We start from the raw sequence: 26153 nt of genomic DNA on the forward strand, positions 1-26153 counted from the left end.
ATGGCGGTGGCCTCCGGCCGGGTCCAGCTTGTCACCATTCGCCAGCAATCGCTCACACTCGCGCGCTGGCGGGTCTTGTGGGTCGTTCTGGGGTTTGCCTTCATCGCGATGCTTGCGCTGGTCCGCATCGCTTATCTCGGCATGTCGGATGAAGGCCTTAGGGGGACATCGCTCGAAGAAGCGCTCCTTCCGCCACGGGGCGAGATTACGGATCGCAACGGTATTCCGCTGGCGCGCGCATTTCCAGCTTACGCTTTGTGGTTCAATCCCGAAGCGCTGGGCGAGGGCGGTACACCGCTGGTGCGCGAACCGGCAGTCGTTGCTGCGAAACTCAAAGCGATTTTCCCGGATCTGAACGAAAAGGCCGTCGCTGCGCAATTTGCTGCTGGCAAGCAGGGCTACATTCGCCGTCGCGTGTTGCCCGAAGAGGCGAACAGGGTTCAGGAAATCGGTGAGCTGGCGCTCGAAATGCCGACGGAAACCGATCGCCATTACCCGCAAGGATCGATGGCGGCTCACGTCCTCGGCTATGTTGCCGCCGACGGCGACGGGCGCGTGGGGATGGAACAGGTCTTCAACAAACATCTGTCCGATCCAGCTACGCGCGGCACGCCCATCGCCCTGTCGATCGATTCCCGTGTTCAGGGCGCACTCGAAGATGAACTGCGCCGCGGGATGAAGCTCGTACAGGCGCAAGGCGGGGCCGGCATCGTTCTGGATGTGAACACCGGCGAGGTGCTGGCACTCGCATCTTTGCCCGAATTCGATCCTAACAAGATCGACGCGCGGGGGGAAAAGCTAATGTTCAACCGCGTTACGAACCAGGTCTACGAACTGGGATCGACATTCAAGCCGCTGTCGGTCGCCGCGGCGATCGACGCTGGCGTGGTCCGTGACCTTGGCCGACGGTGGGATGCAACCCCGGTCAAAGCGGGACGCTTCCGCATCAAGGACAGCCACGACATGGGCGCGACCCTGAATGTCGTGGAAACGCTGATCCATTCGTCCAATACTGTAACGGCCCGCGTCGTCGACGAGCTCGGACCTGAGCGGATGCGTCGTTACATGATGGATCTGGGCATGAACGAACGGCCCTATATCGAACTGCCGGCAAAAGGCTTCCCGATCTGGCCCGGCGAGAAATGGCCACGTCTGCGGTCGATGACCGTGGGATATGGGCATGGCATCGCTGTGACCCCCCTTCATCTGGCAAGTGCTTATGCGGCAATGGTCAACGGCGGCATCTGGCGCCCGGCCACGCTGAAGAAACTGGGCCCGGGCGAGGCGCCGAAGGGCCGCCGCGTGTTCAAGGCGTCCACGTCTAGCCGCATGCGCCAGTTGCTGCGTGCGATCTCGATCTATGGCACGGGACGCAATGCGGACGCACCCGGCTACCGCGTCGGCGGCAAAACGGGTTCGGCCGAAAAGCCGGGCGGTTCGGCTGGTTATCGTCGCACTGCACTGGTTTCGACCTTTGCGGCCGCGTTCCCGATGGATCGTCCGCGCTACGTGGTCATCGCCATGCTCGACGAACCGCGTGGGACGGTCGCTAGCTCCTATCAGCGCACCGCCGCATGGAACGCCGCGCCGATCGTGGGCCGACTGGTGCCGCGCATCGGACCTCTCATTGGCGTGCGCCCCGACGATACGCGCGATGTCGACATCTCCGACATCAAGCCGCTTATCCCGGAGGCCAACCGGTGAAGCTGTCCAAGCTCTGTGCTGCTGCGGGGATCGCGTGCGATGCCGACGTCAATGTGACGGGTTTCGCGATCGACAATCGCAAGGTTGCCCCGGGAACGGTTTTCGGTGCGTTTCAAGGCGCGCAGGTCAATGGCGAGGATTTCATTCCCGCAGCGATAGAAAGCGGCGCGGTCGCCATTGTGGCCCGGCCCGAAGCTGTCGTGAATGGTGCCATCCACATTGCCGACGACACCCCCCGCCGTGCCTTTGCGGCGCTGGCGGCCCGGTACTTCACCCCGGTGCCGCAGCATATCGTCGCGGTAACAGGTACGAACGGCAAAACCTCGACTGTCGAAATGACTCGCCAGATCTGGCGTATGGCAGGTGAACGGGCCGCGAGCATCGGTACGTTGGGCGTCACCACCCCCGATGGTAGCGTCTCCACTGGCCTGACCACCCCGGATATCGTGACCTTCCTGTCGAACTTGAGCGGCCTGGCGCGTGAAGGTGTGACACACGTGGCTTTCGAAGCGTCGAGCCATGGTCTCTCGCAATTCCGCAACGAGGGCGTGTCCGTCGAAGCAGCGGGCTTCACCAATTTCAGCCGCGATCATCTCGATTACCACGCGGATATGGAAGACTATTTCGCCGCCAAGATGCGGCTCTTCGACGAGGTTGTGGGAGACGATGCGACCGCAGTCGTGTGGATGGGATCTGGCGATAGCGGCTGGAATGCCCGCGTGGTGAACCATGCCGAGGCGCGCGGTTTGAAGATCATGACTGTCGGCGAACAGGGCGAAACGATCCGCCTTACGAAAAGAGAGCCGACCCAGCTTGGGCAGTCGCTGAGCGTTGAGCATGAGGGCAAGAGCCGGACGATCAATCTGCCGCTGATCGGCGCCTATCAGGTTTCCAACGCGCTCACTGCAGCAGGGCTTGCACTCGCGTCCGGTCTCGATGCGGGGTTGGTTTGGGATGCCGTTGCCCGTCTGCAACCCGTTCGTGGCAGGCTTGAACGCGCGGTCATCGCGCCTTCGGGCGCGCCGGTGTATGTCGATTACGCTCATACCGCCGATGCGCTCGAAGCGGCGATCCAGGCGCTCGAGCCGCATGTTACGGGCCGCCTTATCACCGTGTTCGGCGCCGGCGGGGATCGGGATCACGGAAAGCGGGCACCCATGGGCGAGGCGGCGGCCAAGGCAAGCCATGTCGTAATCGTGACCGACGATAACCCCCGCGGTGAGGATCCTGCGGATATCCGCCGCCAGGTGCTTGAGGGAGCGCCGCAGGCACGCGAAATAGGCGACCGTCGCGAAGCCATCCTTGCAGCCATCGCCGAAGCAGGTGCGGACGATATCGTCCTCATCGCCGGCAAGGGACATGAAACGGGTCAGATCATCGGATCGGGAGAAAATATGCGGGTCCTGCCTTTCGACGATGTCGAGGTTGCGCGCAAGTGCGCTGCGCAGATCGCCAGAGGTGATGCATGAGCGCGGCAATCCTGCGACATCCGGCCTATATTGAGTGGCCTGCCGATCCGCGCGACCGCCTACCGCTGACGCTGTGGACGGCAAAGGATATTGCCGACGCTGTAGGTGGTACGGCCAGCCATGACTTTCAGGTTGCCGGGGTCGAAATGGACAGCCGGGACGTGGTCAATGGCGATCTGTTCGTCGCGCTCAGGGGCGAAGCGATGGATGGCCATCGCTTCCTTGAGAAAGCCTTCGCCAACGGCGCTGCGGGCGCGATCGTCGATCGCCCGATCGACTGGCCCCACATCCTGGTCGATGACACGACTGAAGCGCTGAAGGCGCTTGCCCGTGCAGCGCGCAGCCGTGTGGAAGCGAAGATTATCGGCGTGACCGGATCGGTCGGCAAGACCGGCGTAAAGGAAGCCATCTTCGCCAGTCTCGAACGCGCGAGCCGCGGTGCAGCCCATCGTTCCACCCGCAGCTACAACAACCACGTCGGTGTGCCGCTGAGCCTGACGCGTATGCCTGCGCGCAGCCGCTTCGGCATTTTCGAAATGGGCATGAACCATGCTGGCGAGATCGAAGGGCTGACTACCCAGGTTCGCCCGCATGTAGCGGTTATCACCACGATAGCCCCGGCACATATCGAAAATCTCGGCAGCATGGAGGCGATCGCTGCAGCCAAGGCCGAGATCTTTGCCGGTCTGGAGCCAGGCGGCACCGCCGTCATCCCGGCCGACACCGAGCATTACGAACAACTCAAGCTGGCCGCCCTGCGCGCGGGCGCAAAGGTCGTCAGCTTCGGAAGGGCACGTTTTGCCGACGTTCGCTTGCTGGATGCCATTCCGAGCGCCAACGGCGGCAGCCTCGTGACGTGCGAATTCCCTGAAGGACGGCTGTGTTACACCGTTGCCGAACCTGGCGATCACTGGGTCGTGAACTCGCTGGCCGTAATGGCTGCTGTACGCGCTGCGGGCGGCGATATGGCGGCAGCCGGGCTGGCGCTTGCCGAGATGGGTGGGCTCAAGGGGCGGGGCGCGCGTCACGGCATCGATGTGCCCGGCGGCAAAGCGCTGCTGATTGACGAAAGCTACAACGCCAACCCGGCCAGTATGCGCGCAACTTTGGCGCAGCTTGGCCAGACGCCGTCGGGGCGCCGCATTGCCGTACTCGGGGCGATGAAGGAACTGGGCGATTTCGGCCCCCAGTTTCACGCCGCTCTGTCCGAGCCGGTGCTGGCTGCCGATGTCGATTATGCCATTCTGGTTGGCGAAGAGATGTCCGCCCTCGCACGCGAACTGGGGAAACCGGAGAGTTCCGTCCTTGGCAAGCCCATTGCGTGGGCGCATTGCCGAACTGCCGACGAGGCGATCGAGCTGCTCGAAGACTTCGGTGTCGTCGCAGGCGATGCCGTGCTGGTCAAGGGCTCCAACTCGGTCGGTCTTGGCCGGCTCGTGGATCATTTCATCCGCGCCCGCTAGGCGCGACGAGAGGCCGATTTGCTATACCTCCTCGCCGAATGGTTGAATTTCGAAGGCATCTTCAACCTCGTGCGCTATCAGACGTTCCGCGCCGGGGCGACGCTGATGACCGCGCTCGTCATCGGGCTCGTCATTGGCCCGCGCTTCATCGACATGCTTCGGGTGCGGCAGGGCAAAGGGCAGCCGATCCGCGAAGATGGCCCACAGAGCCATCTGGCCAAGCGCGGTACGCCGACAATGGGCGGCTTGATGATCCTGATCAGCCTGTCGCTGGCCGTTCTGATCTGGATGGATTTGCGCAATCCGTTCATCTGGGCCGTGCTCGCGGTGACGCTCGGCTTCGGCCTGATCGGATTCCTGGACGATTATGACAAGGTTACGAAGTCGAGCCACAAGGGGGTTTCGGCCCGGGTCCGGCTATTGATGGAATTCGCGGTTGCGGGCGTGGCGAGTTATCTCGCCGTCAGCCAGATCAACACGTTCCTATACGTCCCGTTCTTCAATAATCTCGGCCTGGAAATGGGCCCGTTCTACTATGTCTTCGCGGCCATCGTGATCGTAGGGGCGGGCAATGCGGTCAATCTGACTGACGGGCTGGACGGGTTGGCGACGATGCCGGTTATCATTGCGGCCGGGACATTCGCGCTCATTTCCTATCTCGTAGGCCGCGTGGATTTTTCTAGCTATCTCGGCATCCCGCATGTTCCCGGTGCGGGTGAGTTGGCGATCTTCTGTGCCGCTATCATGGGCGCTGGCCTCGCTTTCCTCTGGTTCAATGCGCCGCCCGCTGCCGTATTCATGGGCGATACGGGGTCGCTGGCGCTCGGCGGCGCACTCGGCGCAGTTGCGGTCTCCACACACCACGAGATCGTTCTCGCGGTGGTCGGCGGGCTGTTCGTGTTCGAGGCGCTGAGCGTCATCATCCAGGTCTTCTGGTTCAAGCGGACCGGCAAGCGGGTCTTCCGCATGGCGCCGATCCATCACCATTTCGAACAGCTTGGCTGGTCGGAGAGCAAGGTCGTGATCCGGTTCTGGATCGTGGCGATCGTGCTTGCACTCATGGGGCTGGCGACGCTCAAGCTGCGATGATCACTTCATCCGCCTGGAAGGACAAGAAGTACGCCGTTCTCGGACTGGCGCGTTCCGGCCGGGCCACGGTCGAGGCGCTGCTGGCGGCAGGAGCCGAGGTGCTGGTATGGGACGACCGCATAGAGGCGCGCGAGCCTTTTGCCGGGCGCTGCGCCATCGGGGATCCGCTGGAGGCGGACCTAACCGGTTTTGCGGGCGTCGTCGTCAGTCCCGGCGTTCCGCTCAACACGCACCCGATCAAGCCGCATGCGGATGGTTATGGCGTGCCGGTCATCGGCGACATCGAACTCTTCGCGCAGGCGCGGTCGGAATTGCCGTCGCACAAGGTTGTCGGCATAACCGGTACGAACGGGAAATCGACCACCACCGCGCTGGTTCATCACATCCTGAAGGCGGCGGGCGTGCCCACGGCGATGGGTGGGAATATCGGTCTGCCGATCCTCGAGCAGGAGCCGTTGCCGGAAGGCGGGGTCTATGTCCTGGAACTGTCGAGCTATCAGATCGACCTGACTTTTTCGCTCGCTTGCGATGTGGCGATCCTGCTGAATATCACGCCGGACCATCTGGACCGGTATGACGGTTTCGACGCCTATGCGGCGAGCAAGTCACGGCTGTTTGCGATGCAGAGGCGGGGCCAGCATTCCATCGCGCGCTTTACCGATGCGCGCTCGCTCGGACAGTTCGCGGAAGGGTCGATCGCCAGCATTCTGGAGGACGTCTTCCAGCACAGAGGGATTGCGCCGGACGAGCAGAATGGTTGGAAATCCCTGGCAGGATCCCACAACCGCGAGAATGCAGCAGCTGCGATCGAGGCGTGCGACATCCTTGGCATTCCGATCGATCAGATCCGCGGAGGCTTGCGCACGTATCCGGGCCTTCCGCACCGTATGGAGCGGGTCGCGGAGATCGGCGGGGTGGCGTATGTCAACGACAGCAAGGGCACGAATACAGCCGCTTCGGCCCCGGCGCTGGCGGCTTTCGAGAACATTCACTGGATCGTTGGCGGGCTGGCGAAAGAGCCGGGCCTAGGCGAGTGCGAGGCCGAACTGGGCCATGTGAAGGCCGCCTATACCATCGGCAAATCGGGCGACGAGTTCGCCGGACTGTTGGAAAAAAGGGTGTCGATCAAACGTTCAGTTACGCTCGAACAAGCGTTGTTCGACGCGTCGAACGCAGCCGTGTCGGGCGACACCGTCCTGCTGTCGCCCGCCTGCGCCAGTTTCGACCAGTATCGCGACTTCGAAGCGCGCGGCGACCATTTCCGCGAACTGGTGGAGGCGCTCAGATGAGCACCATGCAGCCCTATGTTCCCGGCAAGCGTCAACCGGCGCATATGCCGAAAGGCAAATTGTCGCGCTGGTCCGAACTGAAGATCTGGTGGCGCGAGATCGATCGCGTGCTGCTGCTGCTGGTGCTGCTGCTGATGGGGTTGGGCACCGTGGCCGTTGCCGCGGCGAGCCCGGCGAGCGCCAACCGGCTGTCGACCAGCAGCGAGACGCTGAACCCGCTGTATTTCTTCTATCGCCATCTGGCCTGGCAGGTGCTGGCCATCGGAACCATGCTCGGCATATCGATGCTCACGCGGGAGAATGCGCGGCGCTTCGGCCTGCTGCTGGCCGCGGGGATGACAGCGCTGCTGTTCATCGTCCCCTTCGTCGGGGTCGAGATAAATGGCGCGCGGCGCTGGATAAGCCTGGGCATGCAGTTCCAGCCGTCCGAGTTCCTCAAGCCCGGCTTCGCCATTGCGACCGCGTGGATCCTGTCATGGCGGATGCGCGATCCGAACATGCCGGTGGCCGGCATCGCGACCGGATATGTGGCGCTGATCGCAGCGCTGATGATGATGCAACCCGATTTCGGCGGCACGATCCTGTTCGGCGGCGTCTGGTTCGTCGCCATGATCCTCGCCGGGATCGACGTGAAGCGGCTGGGCGCGGTCATCGGCGGCGTGCTGGCCGTGCTGACGGCGACCTATTTCCTCTATGACAATGCGCGCCACCGTATCGACAGCTTCATCGGCGGCGGAACCGCATACGATCAGGTGGATTTGGGTGCACGCACTATCGTGGCGGGCGGCTGGCTGGGCGCGGGTTACGGTCTGGGCATTCGCAAGATGAGCCTGCCCGAGGCGCATACCGACTATATCTTCAGCGTCATCGGCGAAGAATTCGGCCTGATCGCCTGCGGACTGATCGTCCTGCTGTATCTGGCAATCGTGGCGCGGGTGCTGCTGCGCTTGATCGACGAGGAAGACCTCTTCGCGCTTCTGGCCGGAGCGGGCCTGACGGCCCTGCTGGGTGGGCAGGCGTTCATCAACATACTGGTCAACCTGCAGCTGTTCCCGTCGAAGGGGATGACGCTGCCGCTGGTGAGCTATGGCGGGTCTTCCACGATCGCCATCTGCCTGAACATCGGATTGCTTCTGGCAATCACGCGGCGAAATCCGTTCCTGAAAAGCCGGACCAAGGGGCTTGGCGATTTGTTCGGCATGGGGCAGACGGCCCCGATGAAAGACCAGACGAACCCGATCAGAAGCCAGACGGGCAGTGTTCGCCGGGAGATCCACCCATGACCGGCGCCAATCGCCATTACGTCCTTGCCGCGGGCGGGACCGGCGGGCATCTGCTGCCCGCCTTCGCACTTGCCACCGAACTGGAACGGCGCGGCCACCACGTCGCGCTGATCACCGATACGCGCGGAGCGGAGATTCCCGGCAAGCCCGATTTCCTGCCCGCCCATGTCATCCCGGCCGGCCGGTTCGGCAAGAACCCGCTGACCTGGATCAAAGGGATCAAGGCGGTACTGGAAGGGCGGCGCATGGCGCTGCGCCTGTTCGAAAGCTTCGAGCCGAGCGCCGTCGTTGGCTTCGGCGGTTATCCTTCGCTGCCGACCATCCTTGCCGCGAGCAGTGCAGACGTGCCTATCGTGGTGCATGAACAGAATGCCGTTCTGGGCAGGGTGAACCGCCTGTTTGCCCGGCGGGTCAATGCGATCGCCACGGCCTATCCCGAAGTGCAGCGGCTGGACGCCAAGCACGCCGAGAAAGTGCATCTTGTCGGCAATCCGGTGCGCGCGGGCGTACTGTCGCTGCGTGAAGAACCTTTCCCGGCGTTCGGTGAAGACGGCCTGCTGCGCGTACTGGTGACCGGGGGAAGCCAAGGCGCGCGTGTGCTGTCCGAAGTGGTGCCCGATGGGCTGTCCATGCTTCCGCCCGCGCTGCGCCAGCGGTTGCAGGTGACGCAGCAGTGCCGCCCGGAAGATCTCGATGCCGTACGCGAACGCTATCGCAATCATGGCATACCGGCCGAACTGGCGACCTATTTCGAGGACATGGCCGCGCGGCTTGCCGATACGCATCTGTTTATCGGCCGGGCCGGGGCATCGACCATAGCGGAACTGACCGCTGTGGGACGGCCTGCCATACTGGTGCCACTGCCAATCGCGACCGACGATCATCAGGCGGCCAATGCGCGCGAACTGTCCAAATCGGGCGGGGCACGGATGATCCGCCAGGAACGCTTTACGGGCAAGGAACTGGCCAAGCAGATCAAGGCGCTGGCCGAAAATCCGCAAGGACTGGCCAATGCCGCGCATGCGGCCTGGAATTGCGGGCGACCAAAGGCCGTCGAAGACCTGGCCGATCTGGTCGAAAGCTTCGGCGGGGCAGAGATGATGGATGTCATCCGCGTGGGCGGAAACAATGCGCGCGGCGCATCGCAAGGCATCGCTGCCGGTCAGGCGATGAGGCAGGCCCATGGCAAGCGTGCGGCACGGGAGATGTCGGAATGAGAGGCGTCCCGACAGATATCGGCACGATCCACTTCGTCGGCATCGGCGGCATCGGCATGTCCGGCATCGCCGAGGTGATGGCGAACCTGGGCTATACGGTGCAGGGTTCCGACATGAAGGAGAGCGCGACCGTCGAACGGCTGCGCCAGCGCGGCGTAAAGATCGCCATCGGCCATGCCCCCGAAAACGTCGAAGGCGCTGCGGTCGTCGTAACATCTACCGCGGTGAAGCGTACCAACCCCGAAGTCGCCTTTGCGCTGGAAAACCGTATTCCCGTGGTGCGCCGTGCGGAAATGCTGGCCGAACTGATGCGGTTGAAATCGACCGTGGCCGTGGCCGGTACGCATGGCAAGACGACCACGACCAGCATGATCGCTGCCCTGCTGGATGCAGGCAATATCGATCCGACCGTCATCAATGGCGGGATCATCGAACAATATGGTTCGAATGCGCGGCTGGGCGACAGCGAATGGATGGTGGTCGAGGCCGACGAAAGCGACGGCAGCTTCTTGCGGCTGGACGGCACCATCGCGGTAGTCACCAATATCGATCCCGAGCATCTGGACCATTATGGCGATTTCGACGGGGTAAAGGACGCGTTCGTGGAGTTCATCCACAATGTCCCCTTCTATGGCGCGGCGATCCTGTGCATCGATCACGAGGAAGTGCAGGCCGTGATCGGCAAGGTCCGCGACCGTAACGTCGTGACCTATGGCTTCAATCTGCAGGCCGATATCTGCGGTGTGAACGTGCGCCCGGATGCCGGAGGCAATGTGTTCGACGTCATCGTGCGCCGGCGCGGCAAGGAAGACCGCCGGATCGAAGGCGTGCGACTGCCGATGCCCGGGCGCCACAATGTCCAGAATGCACTGGCCGCGATTGCCGTGTCGATCGAAATGGGCTGCCCCGACGAGATCATCTGCAATGGCTTTTCCGCATTCGGCGGTGTCCGTCGGCGGTTCACCAAGGTGGGCGAAGTTCCCAGCGGCGGCGGCGTTGCCACGATCATCGACGATTACGGCCACCACCCGGTGGAGATCAAGGCCGTGCTGGCTGCCGCACGCGAGAGCGCAGGCGAAGGCCGCGTCATCGCGGTGGTCCAGCCGCACCGTTACACCCGCCTGCGCGATCTGATGGATGACTTCCAGAGCTGCTTCAATGCGGCGGACGAAGTCTATGTCACCCCGGTCTATGCCGCGGGCGAGGATCCGATCGACGGCGTCGATGCCGACGCACTTGTCGCAGGGTTGAAAGCGCGCGGCCACCGGGCGGCACGCACGGTGACAGACGAGACCGATCTGGCGGAAAAGCTGGTCGAGGATCTGCGTGCCGGCGATTTCGTGGTCTGCCTTGGCGCAGGCGATATCACCCAGTGGGCCGCGGGACTTGCCAACGGCATCGCGAAGGTGACGACATCGTGAGCGAGATGGAGCAGCCCGACGATGTGTGGAACTGGGATAGCGGCATGGCGCCCGACTGCGAAGTCGAAGGCAGCGTCATCGCGCCCATCGACACCTACGGTCTGCGCGGCAAGCTGACGCCCGATGCGCCGCTGGCCAAGCTGGTCTGGTTCAAGGCGGGTGGCCACGCCGACTGGCTGTTCGAGCCGGCCGATACCGACGATCTGAAGCTGTTCCTGGAACGGCTGGACGGCGATCTTCCGGTGATGGCGCTGGGGCTGGGGTCGAACCTGATCGTGCGCGACGGCGGCGTGCCGGGTGTGGTGGTAAAGCTGGGCAAGCCCTTTGCCAGTATCGAAGTGGGCGAGGACCATAGGCTGACCTGCGGGGCTGGCGCGCACGGCATACTCGTCGCTTCCACCGCCCGCGATGCAGGGATTGCAGGCGTCGAGTTCATGCGCGGTATTCCCGGCACCGTTGGCGGCTTCGTGCGCATGAACGGCGGCGCTTATGGCCGCGAAGTCAGCGACGTGCTGATCGATTGCGACGTGATCCTGCCGGGCGGCCGGCTGGTGACGCTTCCCGCAGCCGATCTGCGCTATACCTATCGTCATTCCGCCTTGCCCGACGCGGCTGTGGTCGTCCGCGCGCGGTTTCAGGGCGAGCCAGGCGATCCTGCGACAATCGGCGCGAAGATGGACGAAATCGGCGAAGCGCGCGAAAATTCGCAGCCGCTGCGCACCAAGACCGGTGGATCCACTTTCAAGAACCCGCCGGGAAAGAAGGCGTGGGAGCTGGTCGATGCAGCCGGGTGCCGCGGGCTGAGGTTGGGCGGTGCACAGGTGAGCGAGAAGCACACCAACTTCCTGCTCAATGTCGACAATGCCACCAGCGCTGACATCGAAGGGCTGGGCGAACTGGTGAAGCGCCGCGTCTACGAACATTCGGGCGTGCTGCTGGAATGGGAAATTCAACGAGTGGGGCGACCGTAAGGAATAGACATGAGCGATCTCCCCAAACTTCATATTGCGGTTCTGATGGGTGGCTGGGCCAATGAACGGCCGGTCAGCCTGATGTCGGGCGAAGGCGTGGCCAAGGCACTGGAAGAGCGCGGCCACACGGTCACGCGCATCGATATGGATCGCAAGGTTGCCGCGCGCATCGCCGAGGTGGCACCGGACGTCGTCTTCAACGCGCTGCACGGCGTGCCGGGCGAAGACGGGACGGTGCAGGGCATGCTCGACCTGATGGGCGTGCCCTATACGCATTCGGGCCTGGCGACATCGGTCATCGCGATCGACAAGCAGCTGACCAAGCAGGCGCTGGTACCGCACGGCATCCCCATGCCCGGCGGGCGGATCGTGAAAAGTGCGGAACTGCACGAGCGCGACCCGATGCCGCGCCCCTATGTGCTGAAACCCGTCAACGAGGGCAGTTCGGTGGGCGTCGCCATCATCACCGATGAAGGCAATTACGGCAATCCGATCATGCCCGATGCCAAGGGCCCGTGGCAGGAATTCGCCGAACTGCTGGCCGAACCCTATATCAAGGGGCGCGAGCTGACGTCGGCCGTGGTCGATTTCGAAGGCGGCCCGCGCGCGCTGGGCGTGACCGAGCTGAAACCCAAGAGCGGGTTCTACGATTTCGAAGCCAAATATACCGATGGGATGACCGATCACATCTGCCCCGCGGAAATCCCCCAGCACATTACCGATCTTTGCCTCGAATATGCGCTGAAGGCGCACAAGGCGCTGGGGTGCCGGGGGACCAGCCGGACCGATTTCCGCTGGGACGAGGAGCAGGGCGAAGATGGCCTGTTCGTCCTGGAAACCAATACGCAGCCCGGCATGACGCCGCTGAGCCTGGTGCCCGAGCAGGCGCGCTTTGCCGGCATCGAATATGGCGAATTGTGCGAACTGGTGGTTGCCGCTGCATTGCGCGATCACGCGGTGAAGCCCGGGGGCGGCGATGGCTAAGGTCACGCGCAAACCCACCGGGGTGCGCCGTTCCGCAGCGGCGCGCAATCGCAGCCAGAAAGCCCGCGCGGCGCGCAGCCACACCAGCGGGCTGTTCGATCGCGCCATGGCCGCGCTGCCGTTTACCGAAGAGCAGTGGCACAGGTTCTTTCTGGGCGCGATCATCGTCGCCGGGCTGGCGATTGCCTGGACCATCGCGAGCTATGCCGGCGTGCCGGAACTGGCCAAGGCGGAACTGTCCAAATCGGCCGCGCGATCCGGTTTCGAGGTCAGCCGGGTGCGGGTTTCGGGCGTTGAGCGCATGAACGAGCAGCTGGTCTACGAGCGGGTACTGGCGGAGCAGGACCGCCCGATGCCGCTGGTCGATCTGGAAGATGTGCGCGCGCGCCTGTTGGAGCTTCCCTGGGTCGAAGACGCGCGCGTTTCGCGCCAGCTGCCCGATACGCTGAAGGTGGATATCGTCGAGCGGGTTCCGCATGCGGTGCTGCGCAAGCCCGACCGGCTGGTGCTAATCGATGCCGAGGGCCACGAGCTCGAGCCGATCAGCGCGAAGGCAGCCGAAGGCAAGCTGCTGATCGAAGGGCCGGGCGCGGCGCGGCAGGTGCAGGAACTGGGCCGGCTGCTCGATGCAGCGCCCGCGCTGAAGCCGCAGATCGCGTCTGCCCAGTGGGTTGGTAACCGGCGCTGGAACCTGACGTTCAAGACCGGGCAGTTGCTCGCGCTTCCCGAAGGCGATCTCGGCGCGCCGGCGCTGGTGAAATTTGCCCAGCTCGACGGGATGCACCGCCTGATCGGAGGCAAGCCGATCGCGATCGACATGCGCGTTCCCGACCGGGCCTATCTGCGCTGTGCGGACGGGCCGTGCCCGAAGCAGATGGCGTTGAACGGAAGGGCTCAATAGTGGCAACCCAGCAGCCGCGCATTACCCGGGTCTTCGGGGCGGTGAATATCGGTTCGTTCAGGGTTTCGGCCATGATCATGGGGCAGGCGGAGGGCGGCGAGATGGTCGTGCTCGGCTCCAGCCACCGGGCCAGCGAAGGCATCAAGCGCGGCTATGTCGCCGACATGCGCGCGGCAAGCCATGCGATCCGCACCGCGGTCGAGAAGGCGGAAGCCAATGCCAACACATCGGTCCAGAGCGTGTGGATCGGCTGTGCGGGCGCGGGCCTGTCGAGCAAGATATCGAGCGTCGAGATCGCCATCGGTGGGCGGCGCATCGAAGAGGACGATATCGAACACCTGCTGTATGCCGCGCGCGACCATCTGCATCCCGACGGGCGCATGGTGCTGCACGCGCAGCCGGCGCATTACACGCTGGACGGGGCGCATGGCGTGGCGAACCCCAAGGGCCTGCACGCCGAAGCGCTGGGCGTCGATGTCCATGTGACGCTGGCCGAAGGTGCGCCGGTGCGCAATCTGATCGAGGCGGTGCAGACCGCGCATCTCGATGTCGAGGGCGTGGTGGCGAGCCCGCTTGCCGCGGCCTATGCCTGCCTCACCCGCGAAGAGCGCGATCTGGGTGTGGCGCTGGTCGAGATCGGGGCGCAGGTCACCAATGTGTCGGTGCATGCGGCAGGCATGCTGCTGGGACTGAAATCCATTCCGATCGGTTCGAACGACATCACCGATGCGATCGCATCATCGCTGGGCATCCGGCGCAGCCAGGCGGAACGGCTGAAATGCGTTTCGGGTTCGGCCATCGCGACGCCGACCGATCACCGCGAGATGATCCCTGTGAACGGCCCCGGCGAGGACCCCGGCGGGCGGCTGGCGCGCGGTGCGGACGAACACAACCGGATCGCCCGGGCGGAACTGGTGTCGATCGTCACCGACAGGCTGGGCATCATCACGACGGAAATCGGCAAGGCGCTCAAGTCGATGGGCTTTACCGGCGCGCAAGGCGGACAGGTGGTGCTGACCGGCGGCGGTGCGGAATTGCACGGCGTCGCCGAATTCATGCAGGGCGCGCTGGGGCGCCCGGTCCGGATCGGCAAGCCGCCGGCATTGCAGGGCCTGCCCGAAGCGCATGCAACGCCCGGATTCGCGACGCTGGCGGGCTTGTGTCTTTATGCCGCGGACGACCCGGTCGACATCCGATCGGTCGGCCCGCGCTATCAGCCGACCAACCGTTATCGCGGCATCGGTCTGGTCAACCGTGTGTTTCAAGCGGTGCGTGAGTATTTTTAAGGTTGTATCACAGCGTTACTGCGCCATTAGCCCTTGTGGATAAGGCAAGTATCGCTTCGACCTGCGATTAGCTTTATGCCAGAGTTGTGACATAACGCCCACGGGCGACTTTTGAATTCTACGGGGACTCTTGAATGAGCATCAATATCGGACCGGCATCGGACGACGACCTTCGTCCCAAGATCATGGTCGTGGGCGTCGGTGGTGCCGGCGGCAACGCGATCGCCAACATGATGCAGGCACAGATCGAAGGCGTCGAGTTCATCGTCGCCAATACCGACGCGCAGGCTCTGAGTACCTCGCCTTCCGACAAGCGGATCCAGCTCGGCCCCGACATCACGGGCGGCCTCGGTGCGGGCGCGCGCCCCGAAGTGGGCAAGGCCGCGGCTGAAGAAACGGTCGAAGAGATCGAAGACGCGATGGACGGCGTCAACATGGTCTTCATTGCAGCCGGCATGGGCGGCGGCACCGGGACCGGTGCCGCACCCGTCATCGCAGAGGCGGCGCGCAAGAAGGGCGTGCTTACCGTCGGCGTCGTGACCAAGCCGTTCCTGTTCGAAGGCACGCGCCGCATGCGCGCGGCCGAAGCGGGCATCGACGAGCTGCAGAAGCACGTCGATACGCTGATCGTCATCCCCAACCAGAACCTGTTCCTGGTGGCCAAGGCCGAGACGACCTTCAAGGAAGCGTTCATGCTTGCCGACGAGGTGCTGCAGCAGGGCGTGCGGTCGATTACCGACCTCATGGTCATGCCGGGCCTGATCAACCTCGACTTTGCCGACGTGCGTTCGGTGATGAGCGAAATGGGCAAGGCGATGATGGGCACCGGCGAAGGCGAAGGCGACAACCGCGCTCTCGAAGCTGCAGAGCGCGCCATCGCCAATCCGCTGCTCGACGGCGTGTCGATGACCGGCGCCAAGGGTGTGATCATCTCGATCATCGGCGGTGAGGACATGAAGCTGCTCGAAGTCGACGAGGCGGCCAATCACATCCGCGAACTGGTCGACGAAGATGCGAACATCATCTGGGGTTCGGCGTTCAATCCCGATCTCGATGGCAAGATCCGCGTATCGGTCGTTGCGACAGGTATCGAACATGACGGTTCGATCGCGGCAGCCCCGTCGCGTTCGTTCTCGATGCGCGAAAGCAGTGCGCCGAAGCGCCCCGTGCTCGACCTGCCGAACCGTAGCGAACCGGAAGACGAGCCGTTCGAACTGAACGAAGGCCTGTCTGCCGACCCGGAGCCGGCCGAAGCCGATGCTTTCGACCTCACTGACGAGGCCGATGACGATAGTGCACAGCCATTCGGCCTGTCGCCCGCCACGTCGCGCTCGCTGAACGACGACGCCGAAGACGAATATGACGATGTCGACGATATCGTCGATCCTCTCGCCGGGCTGCGTAACGAACGGACCGAGCGTTTCGACGACGAAGATTCCGTCCCTGCACCGGCAGACGACAGCGGCTTCGGCGGTGCGCCGACCGACGATGGCTGGGGCGACGAGCGCGAACCGCTCAACCTTTCCGACCCGGCGGGCAATTCGCAGGACGAATTCGAACTCGGTGACGAACATGTCGCGGGCGAAAGCCCGTTGGCAACCAAGCCGGGACGCCGTCGTCCGCTGGTGCCCGGCGAATCCGGCGGGAACGAAGAAGGCGGTTCGGGCGGCGGTTCCGGCTCCGGCGAACGTGGCGGCGGCTCGCTGCCGGGCAATACGCTGTTCGAACGCATGGCCAATCTGTCGCGCGGAGCAACGCGTCCCGAAGACGATAGCGACGACGATGACGACGATGGCAATGGTTCGGGGCTCAACATCCCGCGTTTTCTCGGTCGCCAGAACAATCAGTAATTGCGACCGCGTCAGCGCTGGTTAACGCCCGGGCTGCCAAGGACAGGACATGATTTCGAAAGGGCAATTCGGTGCTGCTGTGGCGCTGCTGGCATTGGCAGCGCAGTCAGAGCGCGTGTCCGCTCAGCGCGAGATCGTCCAGCCGCTTCCGGCGCCTGCCGAAGGTCGGCTGGGTGATGCGCTGTCCCGCCTTGCGCGGGACGCCACGGACGTGTCCGCCCTGCTCGATGCGGGCGAGGCGTCGCTGGAGTTGGGGGACATAGAAGCTGCAATCGGCTTCTTCGGCCGTGCCAACGATCTGTCGCCCAACAATGCGCGAATGAAGCTGGGACTGGCGAAAGCCTATACTCGCTCGCGCAGACCGGTCGAAGCCTTGCGGCTCTTCGCAGAAGCCGAACAAGCGGGCGTGACGACGGCGCAGATGGCCGAAGACCGTGGACTCGCTTTCGATCTTGTGGGCGATGCAGCCAGTGCGCAGCAGCTTTATCGCGTCGCGCTGGCCAATGGTGCGGGCGACGAGATCACTCGGCGCCTTGCCTTGAGCCAGGCAATTTCCGGCGATCGCGAGGGATTCGAGGCGACCTTGCTGCCGCTGCTCCAAAAACGCGACGTATCCGCATATCGCACACGTGCTTTCGGCCTGGCGATCATGGGCAAGGCGCGCGAAGCGAAGGAAATCGCGAACACCATGCTGTCATCCGGCATGGGGGCGCGAATGGCGGCCTATTTTGAGTATATGCCGCGCCTTACCAAGGCCCAGCAGGCTGCGGCAGGCAATCTCGGCATATTCCCGCGCGCTGCTGCCATCGGCACGGACGACAGGCGTATCGCGAACTATTCCGGTACATCGGCACAAACGGCGCAGCCTGCGCCGCAACCGGCCAGAGTGGCGCAGGCCGATATGCGTCCGGCGACGGCCTCACTTACGGCGCCTGCGTCCACGCCCACGCCGACACCGACACCGACGCCAAGGTTCGTGCCTTCACCGGCACCCACACCGACGCCAGGTCCTGCGCCCACCGCAACGCCGACGGGTGAATTGCCTGCTGCACTTTCGCCGCAACCGGCAACAGCAGCGCTGAGCGGACAGCGGCCTTCGCTTGCGACGACGGTAACCGAACGTGATCCGCCCCGCGCAACGGGAGAGGCGGCTGGTTTGGCGCGTACAGGCGAGGCCGGGGCGTTCCCCAATTCGCAATCCGCTTCGCCCTTGCCATCCGCGCAGGAGGAGCCCGATCTCGCTTCGGTCGAAGAGGCTTTCAGCAGCTTCTCGCTGGCGCCCGAAAGCAGGGTGCCTGCGGCAAACGGTGCGGTCGACATCACCAAGATCAAGATCCCGCGTGAGCGGGACGAACCCAAGCCACCACCGCCGCCCGCGCATCCTTCGCGACATTGGGTTCAGGTTGCCACTGGCAAGGATACCGATGCCCTGGGGTTCGACTGGCGGCGCATTTCACGCAAGGCGGAAGGCAAGCTCGAGGGCAAAGGGCCGTTCGTGACCCCGTGGGGCGAAGCGAACCGCCTCTTATCCGGTCCCTATGACAGTGCTGCCAAGGCCCGTGAAATGGTGAAGGAACTCAAGGAGTTGGGGGTCGATTCCTTTACGTTTACCAGCGCGGCCGGCGAAGCGATCGAAAAGCTGTGACACGGGCGCGGCAGGGGCCGCGCGAAGATTTGTTCACAGGCTTTGCACAGGCCTTAACGGTTCTCCCCAGCGTCGACGCCCGGTTCCATTGCCAAGGTGCCCATCGCTTCTGCATCCACCCGTCATGACTTGGATGGAACAGTTTCGATGAGACCGTCGGAAGAACGCTACGAGGTAGACCAGGGCGCGGCTCCTCTCGAAATGCTCATCGCCTTGTTCGAGGCCCGGGGCTGGCCCTGCGAATCGACGCAAACCGAAATGAGCGGCGAAATCCAGGGAAGCTGGACCAAATATCAGCTGCGCGGAATCTGGCGACCCGACGACATGGTCCTGCAGATCCTGTGCCTGCCGGACATTCGCATTTCCAAGGACAAGATGGCGTCGGCGCATGAACTGGTGTCGCTGGTCAACGAACAGATGTGGCTGGGACATTTCGACATCTGGTCCAACGGCGGGGTGCTGCTGTATCGGAACGGCACCATGCTGGGAGATGACGGACTGCTGAGCCTGGGCCAGGCGCAGGCGCTGGTGGAAATTGCGGTCGACGAATGTGACCGGTTCTACCCCGCGTTTCAGTTCATTCTATGGGGCGGGCGGACGCCGGAAGAGGCGCTGGAAGATGCCATGGTGGATGCGGCAGGCGAAGCCTGAGAATATTCCTCGTGACCGTTAACCGGTATTAAGACTGGAATGTCCGGTTTCGCTTGAAATCGGGGAGCTAAATGTCGATATTCCCGTTGAGGAGTAGGGCGTATTTCCGCTCTGCCAGAAGGAGTTTTAAACAGATGGCCAATTGGAACGACACCGACCAGAGGCAGGGCTTCGGCTCGGTGCCGCGCGCTGGCGACGCCGTTGCCAGGCAGGAGACCTTCGACGCTGGGCTGCGCAAGCACATGCTGTCGATCTACAACTACATGACTTCGGGCGTTTTGCTGACCGGCGTCGTGGCCTTGCTGGCCGCGCAAAGCGGGCTGGCAGTGTCCTTCGCCAGCGGGCCGCTGATGTGGATCGTCGCACTCGCACCGCTCGGCTTCGTTCTGGCCATGAGCTTCGGCCTAAACAAGATGAGCAAGGGAACGCTGCAGATTCTGTTCTGGTCGTTCGCGATCGTCATGGGTCTGTCCATGTCCACGATTTTCCTGCGCTTTACGGGTGAATCGATCGCCGCCACCTTCTTTGCGACCGCGGGTGCCTTCGCCGGTCTCAGCCTGTACGGCTATACCACGAAGAAGAACCTTCAGGGCTTTGGCACCTTTCTCGTGATGGGTGTGATCGGCCTGCTGATTGCGATGGTGATCAATATCTTCCTGCAGTCGAACACGATGGCGATGGCAATCAGCTTCATCGGCGTGCTGATCTTCGCGGGTCTTACGGCTTACGATACGCAGCGCCTGAAGATGGAATATCAGTATCTGCGCGGTACCGAATTCGCCGGCAAGGCGATCATCATGGGCGCGCTGAGCCTGTACCTCGATTTCATCAACATGTTCATGTTCCTGCTGCAGTTCATGGGCAACCGCGAATAGAGTTAACCTACTCGTCGCACACAGGAATCGCTTGAACGTGCCCGGGGTGTAATCGACACTCCGGGCATTTTCTTTGGTCGAACAACCGTCTACGGAAAGAACCGCTTCATCCCCCGTCAAGGCGTGACGGCGCAGGGTGAATGTCAGCTTTATCGAGGAGGGTCAGCGCGCCATGAGCCGCGGTTCAAATATCACCATTCGTATGACAGCCGTGGCTGTCGGAATATCCGCTCTGGCTGCCTGCGCCACGCCTCCTCCTCCACCGCCCCCACCGCCGCCTCCGCCGCCGGTCGAAGCAGTGCCCATCAGGCCGCTGCCGCCGAGCCAGGCGTCCTATGTCATGGATATTCCGCAGGTGAACGCGCTGGGCATGCGCGAGACGGTTAATCTCGGCATTTCGGACGACGAGAAGGTCTGGCATTTCCGGTCGGCTTGGAACGTTGCGGCGCTGAACTGCCTCGATCCGCAGTATCAAACCGTACTCGATAGCTACAGCAGCTATATAAAGGATCACGCGCGGACGCTGAAGCAGGTCAACGACCGCATCGATGCCCAGTACCGCAAGGAATATGGCAAGGGCCGTCCCGCCATTCAGGCTCGCGAAGGCCAGATGACGATGGTCTACAACTATTTCGCCCTGCCACCCGCACGCGCGGATCTCTGTCGCACGGCGCTGGGCATTTCCCAGCAATATGCGGCAGCCGAAGATCTGGATGCGCAGGCCTTTGCCCTGGCGAATTTCGCAGCGCTCGAAGGGCCGTTCGAACGCTTCTTCGTGGCGTACGAGCAGTATGAGAAAGAAGCCGCTGCCTGGGATGCGAAATATGGCGAGCGTTACGGTGCCTCGCAGCCTGGTTATGTTGCCGTCAAGAACGCACGGGCGTTCGACCGGCCGCAGCCCGGGGCCGATCCCTCTACGCTAAGCGCGGCCCCTGTGGCCGAAACCAAGGTTATCGATCCGGATACCGGAGCGCAGATACCGGTGGCACCGGTCGACGAAACGCGGTCTTCCGTGCCGATCGTGCAGCCCATTCCCAATGATGCGGGTGACGACGACACGCCGCAGAACTGATCTCAACGATGCTTTTCAGGCGCGCCGTCATCCGCTAGACGGCGCGTCTAGCATCGCTTTATGTCGCGGTGCCGCAAACCTGGAACGGGGCCGTAGCTCAGTTGGGAGAGCGCGTCGTTCGCAATGACGAGGTCAGCGGTTCGATCCCGCTCGGCTCCACCAGGAAATCCGCCAGAGTGTCAGATCGCGCCGAAGGTCCAGCCTTCGGTTCGGGCTAGGTCCGGGGTAAGACTGGCGGGCTTCCATCGCGCGCTGTCATTGCCTGCCTTGCGCAGCCATGCGGCCGTCAACAGAGCGTCTGACGAGTGATCGTCGATCGGCCCGGTGCCTGCGACCTGGGCGCTGCCCAGCGATGCCAATGCTTCATTCAGAGCCTCGAAACTGCGCATCTTGGCCTTTGACGCGCTGCGCCCGGCCTCCAGCGCGGCAAGGCTGGTGTAGATTTCCACAACAACCGAACCGTTCGAAGGCAGGCTATCTATCGGCCACACCGGAAGATGGCCGCGAAGTCTGTGCAGCATGCGCATACCGGTGAGGCTCGACTTGCCGACCTGTGCGGCGCCGACGAGGTTCAAGTTTGAATAGGGTTTGCATCCCATATCCGCCTGCGCATGTTCGGTGACGCGGAAGCGCCCGCGGCCATGCGCCGCCCCATCGCACCCGAAATGCATTCCGGTATGAACGCCGTCGCGAAAGTACGGTTTGAATTCGGGGTGGTCGACGAAAGACTGGGCTCCCAGATTGGAATCGCCTGCACAGATGTCGTCGATCAGCGCCCATAGCGACGGTGCATCGGGCAGGGCCGAACCGCGGCCGGGAAAATAGGCACCGCAATCGGCAAAGGGCAGCGCGATGCCCAGATCCAGGCCGACCAGCGTATCGTCCGGCAAATCGTTGCGAAGAAGGGCGAGGACGTCTTCGCGCGACCACCCGCGGCCGGGTTCAACCAGAACCGGCGGCCCGCCGTCGGCGTGCGACAGCGCGAGCGCTATGCCTTTCTGAACAGGCCCCCTCGCACCGGACCAGTCGATGGCGAGAAAATGACTAAACCTCGCCACGATCGCGCCGTAGCTTCTCCCAATAGTCGAGCCGCTTCTTTACCTCGCGCTCGAACCCGCGTTCGACGGGTTGATAATAGTGCTGGGGTTCCATTTCATCGGGCCAGTAATTGTCGCCCGAGAAGCCTTCCTGCGCGTCGTGATCGTAGGTGTAGCCTGAACCATAGCCGATGTCCTTCATCAGCTTGGTAGGGGCATTCAGGATGTTCTGCGGCGGCATCAGGCTGCCCGTCTCTCGCGCGGATTTGAAGGAGGCCTTCTGAGCCTTATAGACCGCGTTCGATTTGGGCGCCGTGGCAAGATAGATGCAAGCCTGAACCAGCGCGAGCTCGCCTTCCGGACTGCCGAGAAATTCAAACGCGTCTTTGGCTGCCATGCACTGGACCAGCGCCTGCGGATCGGCCATGCCGATATCCTCGACCGCCATCCGGATGAAGCGGCGCGCGAGAAAGCGCGGCTCTTCCCCGGCAGTCAGCATCCGGGCGAGGTAGTAGAGGCTTGCCTGGACGTCGCTGCCGCGCACCGCCTTGTGAAGCGCGGAAATGAGGTTGTAGTGACCTTCGCGATCCTTGTCGTAAACTGCGACGCGCCGCTGCAGAAACTGGCCGAGCGCCGCGGGGTCTAGCGGTTCTTCGATCTTCGCATTGTATAGCGTTTCCGCTTGGTTGAGCAGAAAGCGGCCGTCACCGTCGGCGCTGGCGACGAGAGCATCGCGCGCCTCAGCCGAGAGAGGAAGAGCGCCTTCCAACTCTTCAGCCTTGTCGAGCAACGTGCCGAGCGCTTCGTGGTCGAGCCGTTGCAGTATCAGCACCTGCGCGCGGCTGAGCAACGCTGCGTTGAGTGCGAAGCTGGGATTTTCGGTGGTCGCGCCGACCAGTGTAACGGTGCCGCGTTCGACGAATGGCAGGAAGCCGTCCTGCTGCGCGCGGTTGAAACGGTGAATCTCGTCCACAAACAGCAGCGTGCGTTGGCCCGCCTCGGCGGCCTTGTCTGCGGCGGCGAAAGCCTTCTTCAGATCGGCGACACCGCTAAAGACCGCGCTGACGCTTTCGAAGCGCATACCGACGCTGTCCGCGAGTAGCCGGGCAATAGTCGTCTTGCCCGTCCCGGGCGGGCCCCACAGGATCATACTGGAAAGACGCCCTGCCGCGACCATCCGCCCGATCGCGCCTTCGGGACCAGTCAGATGGTGTTGACCGACTACCTCGTCGAGCGAGCGCGGGCGCAGGCGATCGGCCAGCGGCGCATCTTCGCGCGGAGCATCGTCCGGTGTGGGGGCGGGAAGGCTATCGGGAAACAGGTCGGCCATTGGTCGACTGACATAGTGTCTTCATCCGAGTTTTGCATGACTCTCTTACGGGAGCTTCATAAGATATATCGTAGGCATATCTTATAGGAGACTCGATATGACTAATGACAAGCGCAGAGATGAACCCGATGAAGGACATATTCCCGAATATCCCGAGGGCCGTGACTTCGATGTGGATGTCGAAATAGACATTGATGCCGACGATGATCGGGATGGAAGGTTCAGGAAGTCGTTCAGTACGAATAGCTTTTTCGGGCCCGACGGCATCTTCGGTCCGAAAGGTCCCTTCGGGCCCGACGGACCGTTCGGACCCAGTGGGCCGTTCGGCGCGGGTGGCCCATTCTCAACCGGCCACCGCCGGGACAAGAAGCAGCGTACACGCGGGCGGCGCATGTTTGCTCCCGGAGAGTTGCGGTTGCTGCTTCTACACCTGATCGCACAGGAGCCGCGTCATGGTTACGAGCTGATCAAGGCGGTCGAAGATATGACAGGCGGCAGCTATTCGCCGAGTCCCGGCACGGTCTATCCCACCCTGTCGCTGCTCGAAGACGAGGGACTTATCCGCGAGGTCGAAGGCGACGAACCGCGCAAGGCCTACCGCGCCACAGAAAAGGGCCGCGGCGAGTTGACCGACAGGAAAGACGAGACCGATGGACTGATCGAGCGCATCGACGGGCAGCGGGAGCGGCGCGCCAAATCGGGGAAGGCCTTTGCGACGCCGGAAATGTTCCGCGCGATCGGGAATCTGGCGACCGTGCTGAAAAATCGTGCACGGTCGGGCAAGTTAGATGAAGAGACGATGCGCGAAATCGTCGATCTGGTCGACGACCTCGCCAAGAAGATCGAACGCCTCTGACCGGCGTCTCTCTTTGCTCCCGGTGCCGCACGTGATATTCTGCTGCACCGGGTCGCGAGGGGAGGGTTCAGTCATGAATACATCCATCACGACGCCGTGGCACTTGTGGGCAGTCGGCATAGTCACGCTACTTTGGAACGGGCTTGGGATCACAAGTTACCTGATGACCGAACTGGGGCAGCTTGACGCATTGGGAATGTCGTCCAGCCAGATCGCCTATTTCGATACTTTTCCGGCTTGGGCGACCGGCTTCTGGGCACTGGGCGTCTGGGGGGCGTTTCTAGGTTCGATCCTGCTTCTGGCCCGGTCGAGATTTGCGATTCATTCGCTGGTAATTTCGATTGTCGGCCTGGTTGGGACGACATATTTTCAGCGCGTCGTAATCGATCTGCCGGAAGACATGAACAATCCGGCGCTCGACGCGGCAATCTGGATCATCACGTTTTTCACCTTGTGGTACGCGATCAGGATGCGCGCGCAGGGCGTCCTCACCTAGATCAGCGTCCGCGCTGCTTTTGCAAGCGAAGGTATGTGTCGACGACAGATTGATTGATGGCGTCCCAGGAATAGGCGCGAGAGGCTTTTTCGCCATTCGCGCCATGTTCGAGGCGCAAGGCGTCATCCATGCAGTAGGGGGCAAGTGCTTCCGCACAGGCTTGCGCGAAGGCATCGGGCTTGTCAGGCTCAACGAGTCGTCCGGTCTCGCCATCGTTCACGAGACTGGCCGCGCCTGTCGCCCCAGCCGCAACGACCGGCAGACCGCTGGCCATGGCTTCCAGAGTGACATTGCCGAAGGTCTCGGTAATCGAGGGATTGAAGAAAATGTCTCCGCTGGCGAGCGCCCGGCTGAGATCGGCCCCGGTTCTGAAACCGACGAAGGTTCCCCCGGGCAAAGCCTTTTCGAACCAGCTGCGAGCGGGACCATCGCCAATGACCAATACCTTGTGAGGTATCTGGCGCCTGCGTAACTGGACAATGGTCTCGGCGAAAACGTCGAGACCTTTTTCCATCACAAGTCGGCCAAGGAACACGATGGCCACATCATCGTCGGCGAGGCCATTTGCTCTTCTCCATTCCAGATCGCGCTTCGACGGATCGAATACGGTCCGATCCACGCCGCGCGACCAAAGGGAAATGTCGTCGTGCATGTCCTGCGCCTTGAGCTCTTCGATCTGGCTCTGCGAAGGCGCAACCAGAGCATCGCAACGGTGGTAGAAGCGACGGAGGAAGGATTCGACCACTGGCTCCAGGAACCCGACGTTGTAATAACGCGGATAGGTTTCGAACCGGGTATGCACCGATGCGAGAACGGGAATGTCCCGCTTGCGCGCCCACTTCAACGCCGAATGGCCGGTAAAATCGGGAGCGGAAAGATGCACCATATTGGGAGCGAAGGCCGCCAAGTCCGCTCGCGCTTTTGAATCGAGAGGCAGGCCGAGGCGGTATTCCCCCCGACGGGGCACCGGCATCCGCATATTCGGCACGTCCACCAGATCGCCCGTCGGAGGGAAATCCGGCTTTTCCACTACCGGCGAATACACTCGCAAGGCCGCTCCCTGCCGCAGCAGGTAGTCGGCGAGGCGATTGAGCGCCTGATTGCAGCCGTCGCGGGTATAATTGTAGTTTCCGCTAAACAGCGCGATGCGAAGATCGGTCACGTCCATTGCGGGCGGCCATAGTCCGGCACGAGGGTTTTGGCGAGTGGTCGCTTGTCGATACACAGACCCGGTTTGCCGCTTGTCCAGCATTTCGCATTGACT

Annotated in this window: 22 protein-coding genes and 1 tRNA gene; 20 read left to right on the top strand and 3 right to left on the bottom strand. The window is 62.9% G+C overall.

Annotation, left to right across the window (positions count from 1 at the left end):
- The 18 genes from AC13F2_RS12480 (at position 1) to AC13F2_RS12565 (ending at position 21332) form a co-directional block, all read left to right on the top strand.
- Positions 1–1704 carry a peptidoglycan D,D-transpeptidase FtsI family protein gene (locus AC13F2_RS12480; RefSeq protein WP_103022588.1) on the top strand — a complete coding sequence of 568 codons (1704 nt, stop codon included), beginning with the start codon at positions 1–3 and terminating at the stop codon, positions 1702–1704.
- Positions 1701–3173 (top strand): UDP-N-acetylmuramoyl-L-alanyl-D-glutamate--2,6-diaminopimelate ligase, encoded by a 1473-nt coding sequence (locus tag AC13F2_RS12485; protein WP_482965380.1) that lies wholly within the window; start codon positions 1701–1703, stop codon positions 3171–3173. Before AC13F2_RS12480 ends, AC13F2_RS12485 begins: the two co-directional genes overlap by 4 nt.
- Entirely contained in the window at positions 3170–4636 is a 1467-nt protein-coding gene (locus AC13F2_RS12490) for a UDP-N-acetylmuramoyl-tripeptide--D-alanyl-D-alanine ligase (RefSeq protein WP_397490129.1), read from the top strand. Before AC13F2_RS12485 ends, AC13F2_RS12490 begins: the two co-directional genes overlap by 4 nt.
- A gap of 18 nt (positions 4637–4654) precedes the next feature.
- Positions 4655–5725: a phospho-N-acetylmuramoyl-pentapeptide-transferase gene (gene mraY / locus AC13F2_RS12495; protein WP_103022591.1), complete on the top strand. Its 1071-nt coding sequence runs from the start codon at positions 4655–4657 to the stop codon at positions 5723–5725.
- Positions 5722–7014: a UDP-N-acetylmuramoyl-L-alanine--D-glutamate ligase gene (murD, locus tag AC13F2_RS12500; protein WP_482965381.1), complete on the top strand. Its 1293-nt coding sequence runs from the start codon at positions 5722–5724 to the stop codon at positions 7012–7014. The genes mraY and murD overlap by 4 nt, the downstream gene beginning before the upstream one ends.
- A gap of 5 nt (positions 7015–7019) precedes the next feature.
- Complete coding sequence (locus tag AC13F2_RS12505; protein WP_234003058.1) at positions 7020–8297, top strand: FtsW/RodA/SpoVE family cell cycle protein; 1278 nt, start codon at positions 7020–7022, stop codon at positions 8295–8297.
- Positions 8294–9514 (top strand): undecaprenyldiphospho-muramoylpentapeptide beta-N-acetylglucosaminyltransferase, encoded by a 1221-nt coding sequence (murG, locus tag AC13F2_RS12510; RefSeq protein WP_103022594.1) that lies wholly within the window; start codon positions 8294–8296, stop codon positions 9512–9514. The genes AC13F2_RS12505 and murG overlap by 4 nt, the downstream gene beginning before the upstream one ends.
- Positions 9511–10935: a UDP-N-acetylmuramate--L-alanine ligase gene (murC, locus tag AC13F2_RS12515; protein WP_221597821.1), complete on the top strand. Its 1425-nt coding sequence runs from the start codon at positions 9511–9513 to the stop codon at positions 10933–10935. The genes murG and murC overlap by 4 nt, the downstream gene beginning before the upstream one ends.
- A 44-nt stretch (positions 10936–10979) precedes the next feature.
- Complete coding sequence (gene murB / locus AC13F2_RS12520; protein WP_482599721.1) at positions 10980–11906, top strand: UDP-N-acetylmuramate dehydrogenase; 927 nt, start codon at positions 10980–10982, stop codon at positions 11904–11906.
- A gap of 9 nt (positions 11907–11915) precedes the next feature.
- Positions 11916–12890, top strand: a complete 975-nt coding sequence (locus AC13F2_RS12525) for a D-alanine--D-alanine ligase (RefSeq protein ID WP_482965382.1) — start codon at positions 11916–11918, stop codon at positions 12888–12890.
- On the top strand, positions 12883–13791 hold the full coding sequence (locus AC13F2_RS12530; protein ID WP_221597819.1) for a cell division protein FtsQ/DivIB: 909 nt from the start codon (positions 12883–12885) through the stop codon (positions 13789–13791). Before AC13F2_RS12525 ends, AC13F2_RS12530 begins: the two co-directional genes overlap by 8 nt.
- On the top strand, positions 13791–15077 hold the full coding sequence (ftsA, locus tag AC13F2_RS12535) for a cell division protein FtsA (protein WP_103022598.1): 1287 nt from the start codon (positions 13791–13793) through the stop codon (positions 15075–15077). Before AC13F2_RS12530 ends, ftsA begins: the two co-directional genes overlap by 1 nt.
- Positions 15078–15211: 134 nt before the next feature.
- The gene (gene ftsZ, locus AC13F2_RS12540; RefSeq protein ID WP_103022599.1) at positions 15212–16927 is read left to right on the top strand and encodes a cell division protein FtsZ; all 1716 of its coding nucleotides are present in this window, start codon (positions 15212–15214) and stop codon (positions 16925–16927) included.
- A gap of 49 nt (positions 16928–16976) precedes the next feature.
- Complete coding sequence (locus AC13F2_RS12545; protein ID WP_482965383.1) at positions 16977–18572, top strand: tetratricopeptide repeat protein; 1596 nt, start codon at positions 16977–16979, stop codon at positions 18570–18572.
- A gap of 147 nt (positions 18573–18719) precedes the next feature.
- Complete coding sequence (locus tag AC13F2_RS12550) at positions 18720–19223, top strand: type III secretion system chaperone family protein (RefSeq protein WP_103022601.1); 504 nt, start codon at positions 18720–18722, stop codon at positions 19221–19223.
- Positions 19224–19357: 134 nt separating this feature from the next.
- Positions 19358–20098, top strand: coding sequence for a Bax inhibitor-1/YccA family protein (locus AC13F2_RS12555; protein WP_103022602.1), 741 nt, complete (start codon positions 19358–19360; stop codon positions 20096–20098).
- Between the two features lie 172 nt (positions 20099–20270).
- On the top strand, positions 20271–21170 hold the full coding sequence (locus tag AC13F2_RS12560) for a hypothetical protein (protein ID WP_482965384.1): 900 nt from the start codon (positions 20271–20273) through the stop codon (positions 21168–21170).
- 86 nt (positions 21171–21256) lie between these two features.
- Positions 21257–21332, top strand: a tRNA-Ala gene (locus AC13F2_RS12565).
- 17 nt (positions 21333–21349) lie between these two features.
- On the opposite strand, the gene AC13F2_RS12570 is transcribed toward AC13F2_RS12565, so the two are convergent.
- Positions 21350–22228: a hypothetical protein gene (locus AC13F2_RS12570; protein ID WP_482965385.1), complete on the bottom strand. Its 879-nt coding sequence runs from the start codon at positions 22226–22228 to the stop codon at positions 21350–21352.
- Positions 22215–23537: a replication-associated recombination protein A gene (locus AC13F2_RS12575; protein WP_482965386.1), complete on the bottom strand. Its 1323-nt coding sequence runs from the start codon at positions 23535–23537 to the stop codon at positions 22215–22217. Before AC13F2_RS12575 ends, AC13F2_RS12570 begins: the two co-directional genes overlap by 14 nt.
- Before the next feature lie 97 nt (positions 23538–23634).
- Here AC13F2_RS12575 and AC13F2_RS12580 point away from each other — a divergent pair, with 97 nt between their 5' ends.
- Entirely contained in the window at positions 23635–24393 is a 759-nt protein-coding gene (locus AC13F2_RS12580; protein WP_482965387.1) for a PadR family transcriptional regulator, read from the top strand.
- A 73-nt stretch (positions 24394–24466) separates the two neighbouring features.
- Positions 24467–24889, top strand: coding sequence for a hypothetical protein (locus AC13F2_RS12585; RefSeq protein ID WP_301642409.1), 423 nt, complete (start codon positions 24467–24469; stop codon positions 24887–24889).
- A gap of 1 nt (position 24890) precedes the next feature.
- Here the strand turns inward: AC13F2_RS12585 and AC13F2_RS12590 are convergent, their stop codons facing one another.
- Entirely contained in the window at positions 24891–26057 is a 1167-nt protein-coding gene (locus AC13F2_RS12590; RefSeq protein ID WP_301642410.1) for a glycosyltransferase family 4 protein, read from the bottom strand.
- Positions 26058–26153: the final 96 nt, after the last annotated feature.

The sequence above is a fragment of the Qipengyuania sp. L-5Y genome, from assembly GCF_056859455.1.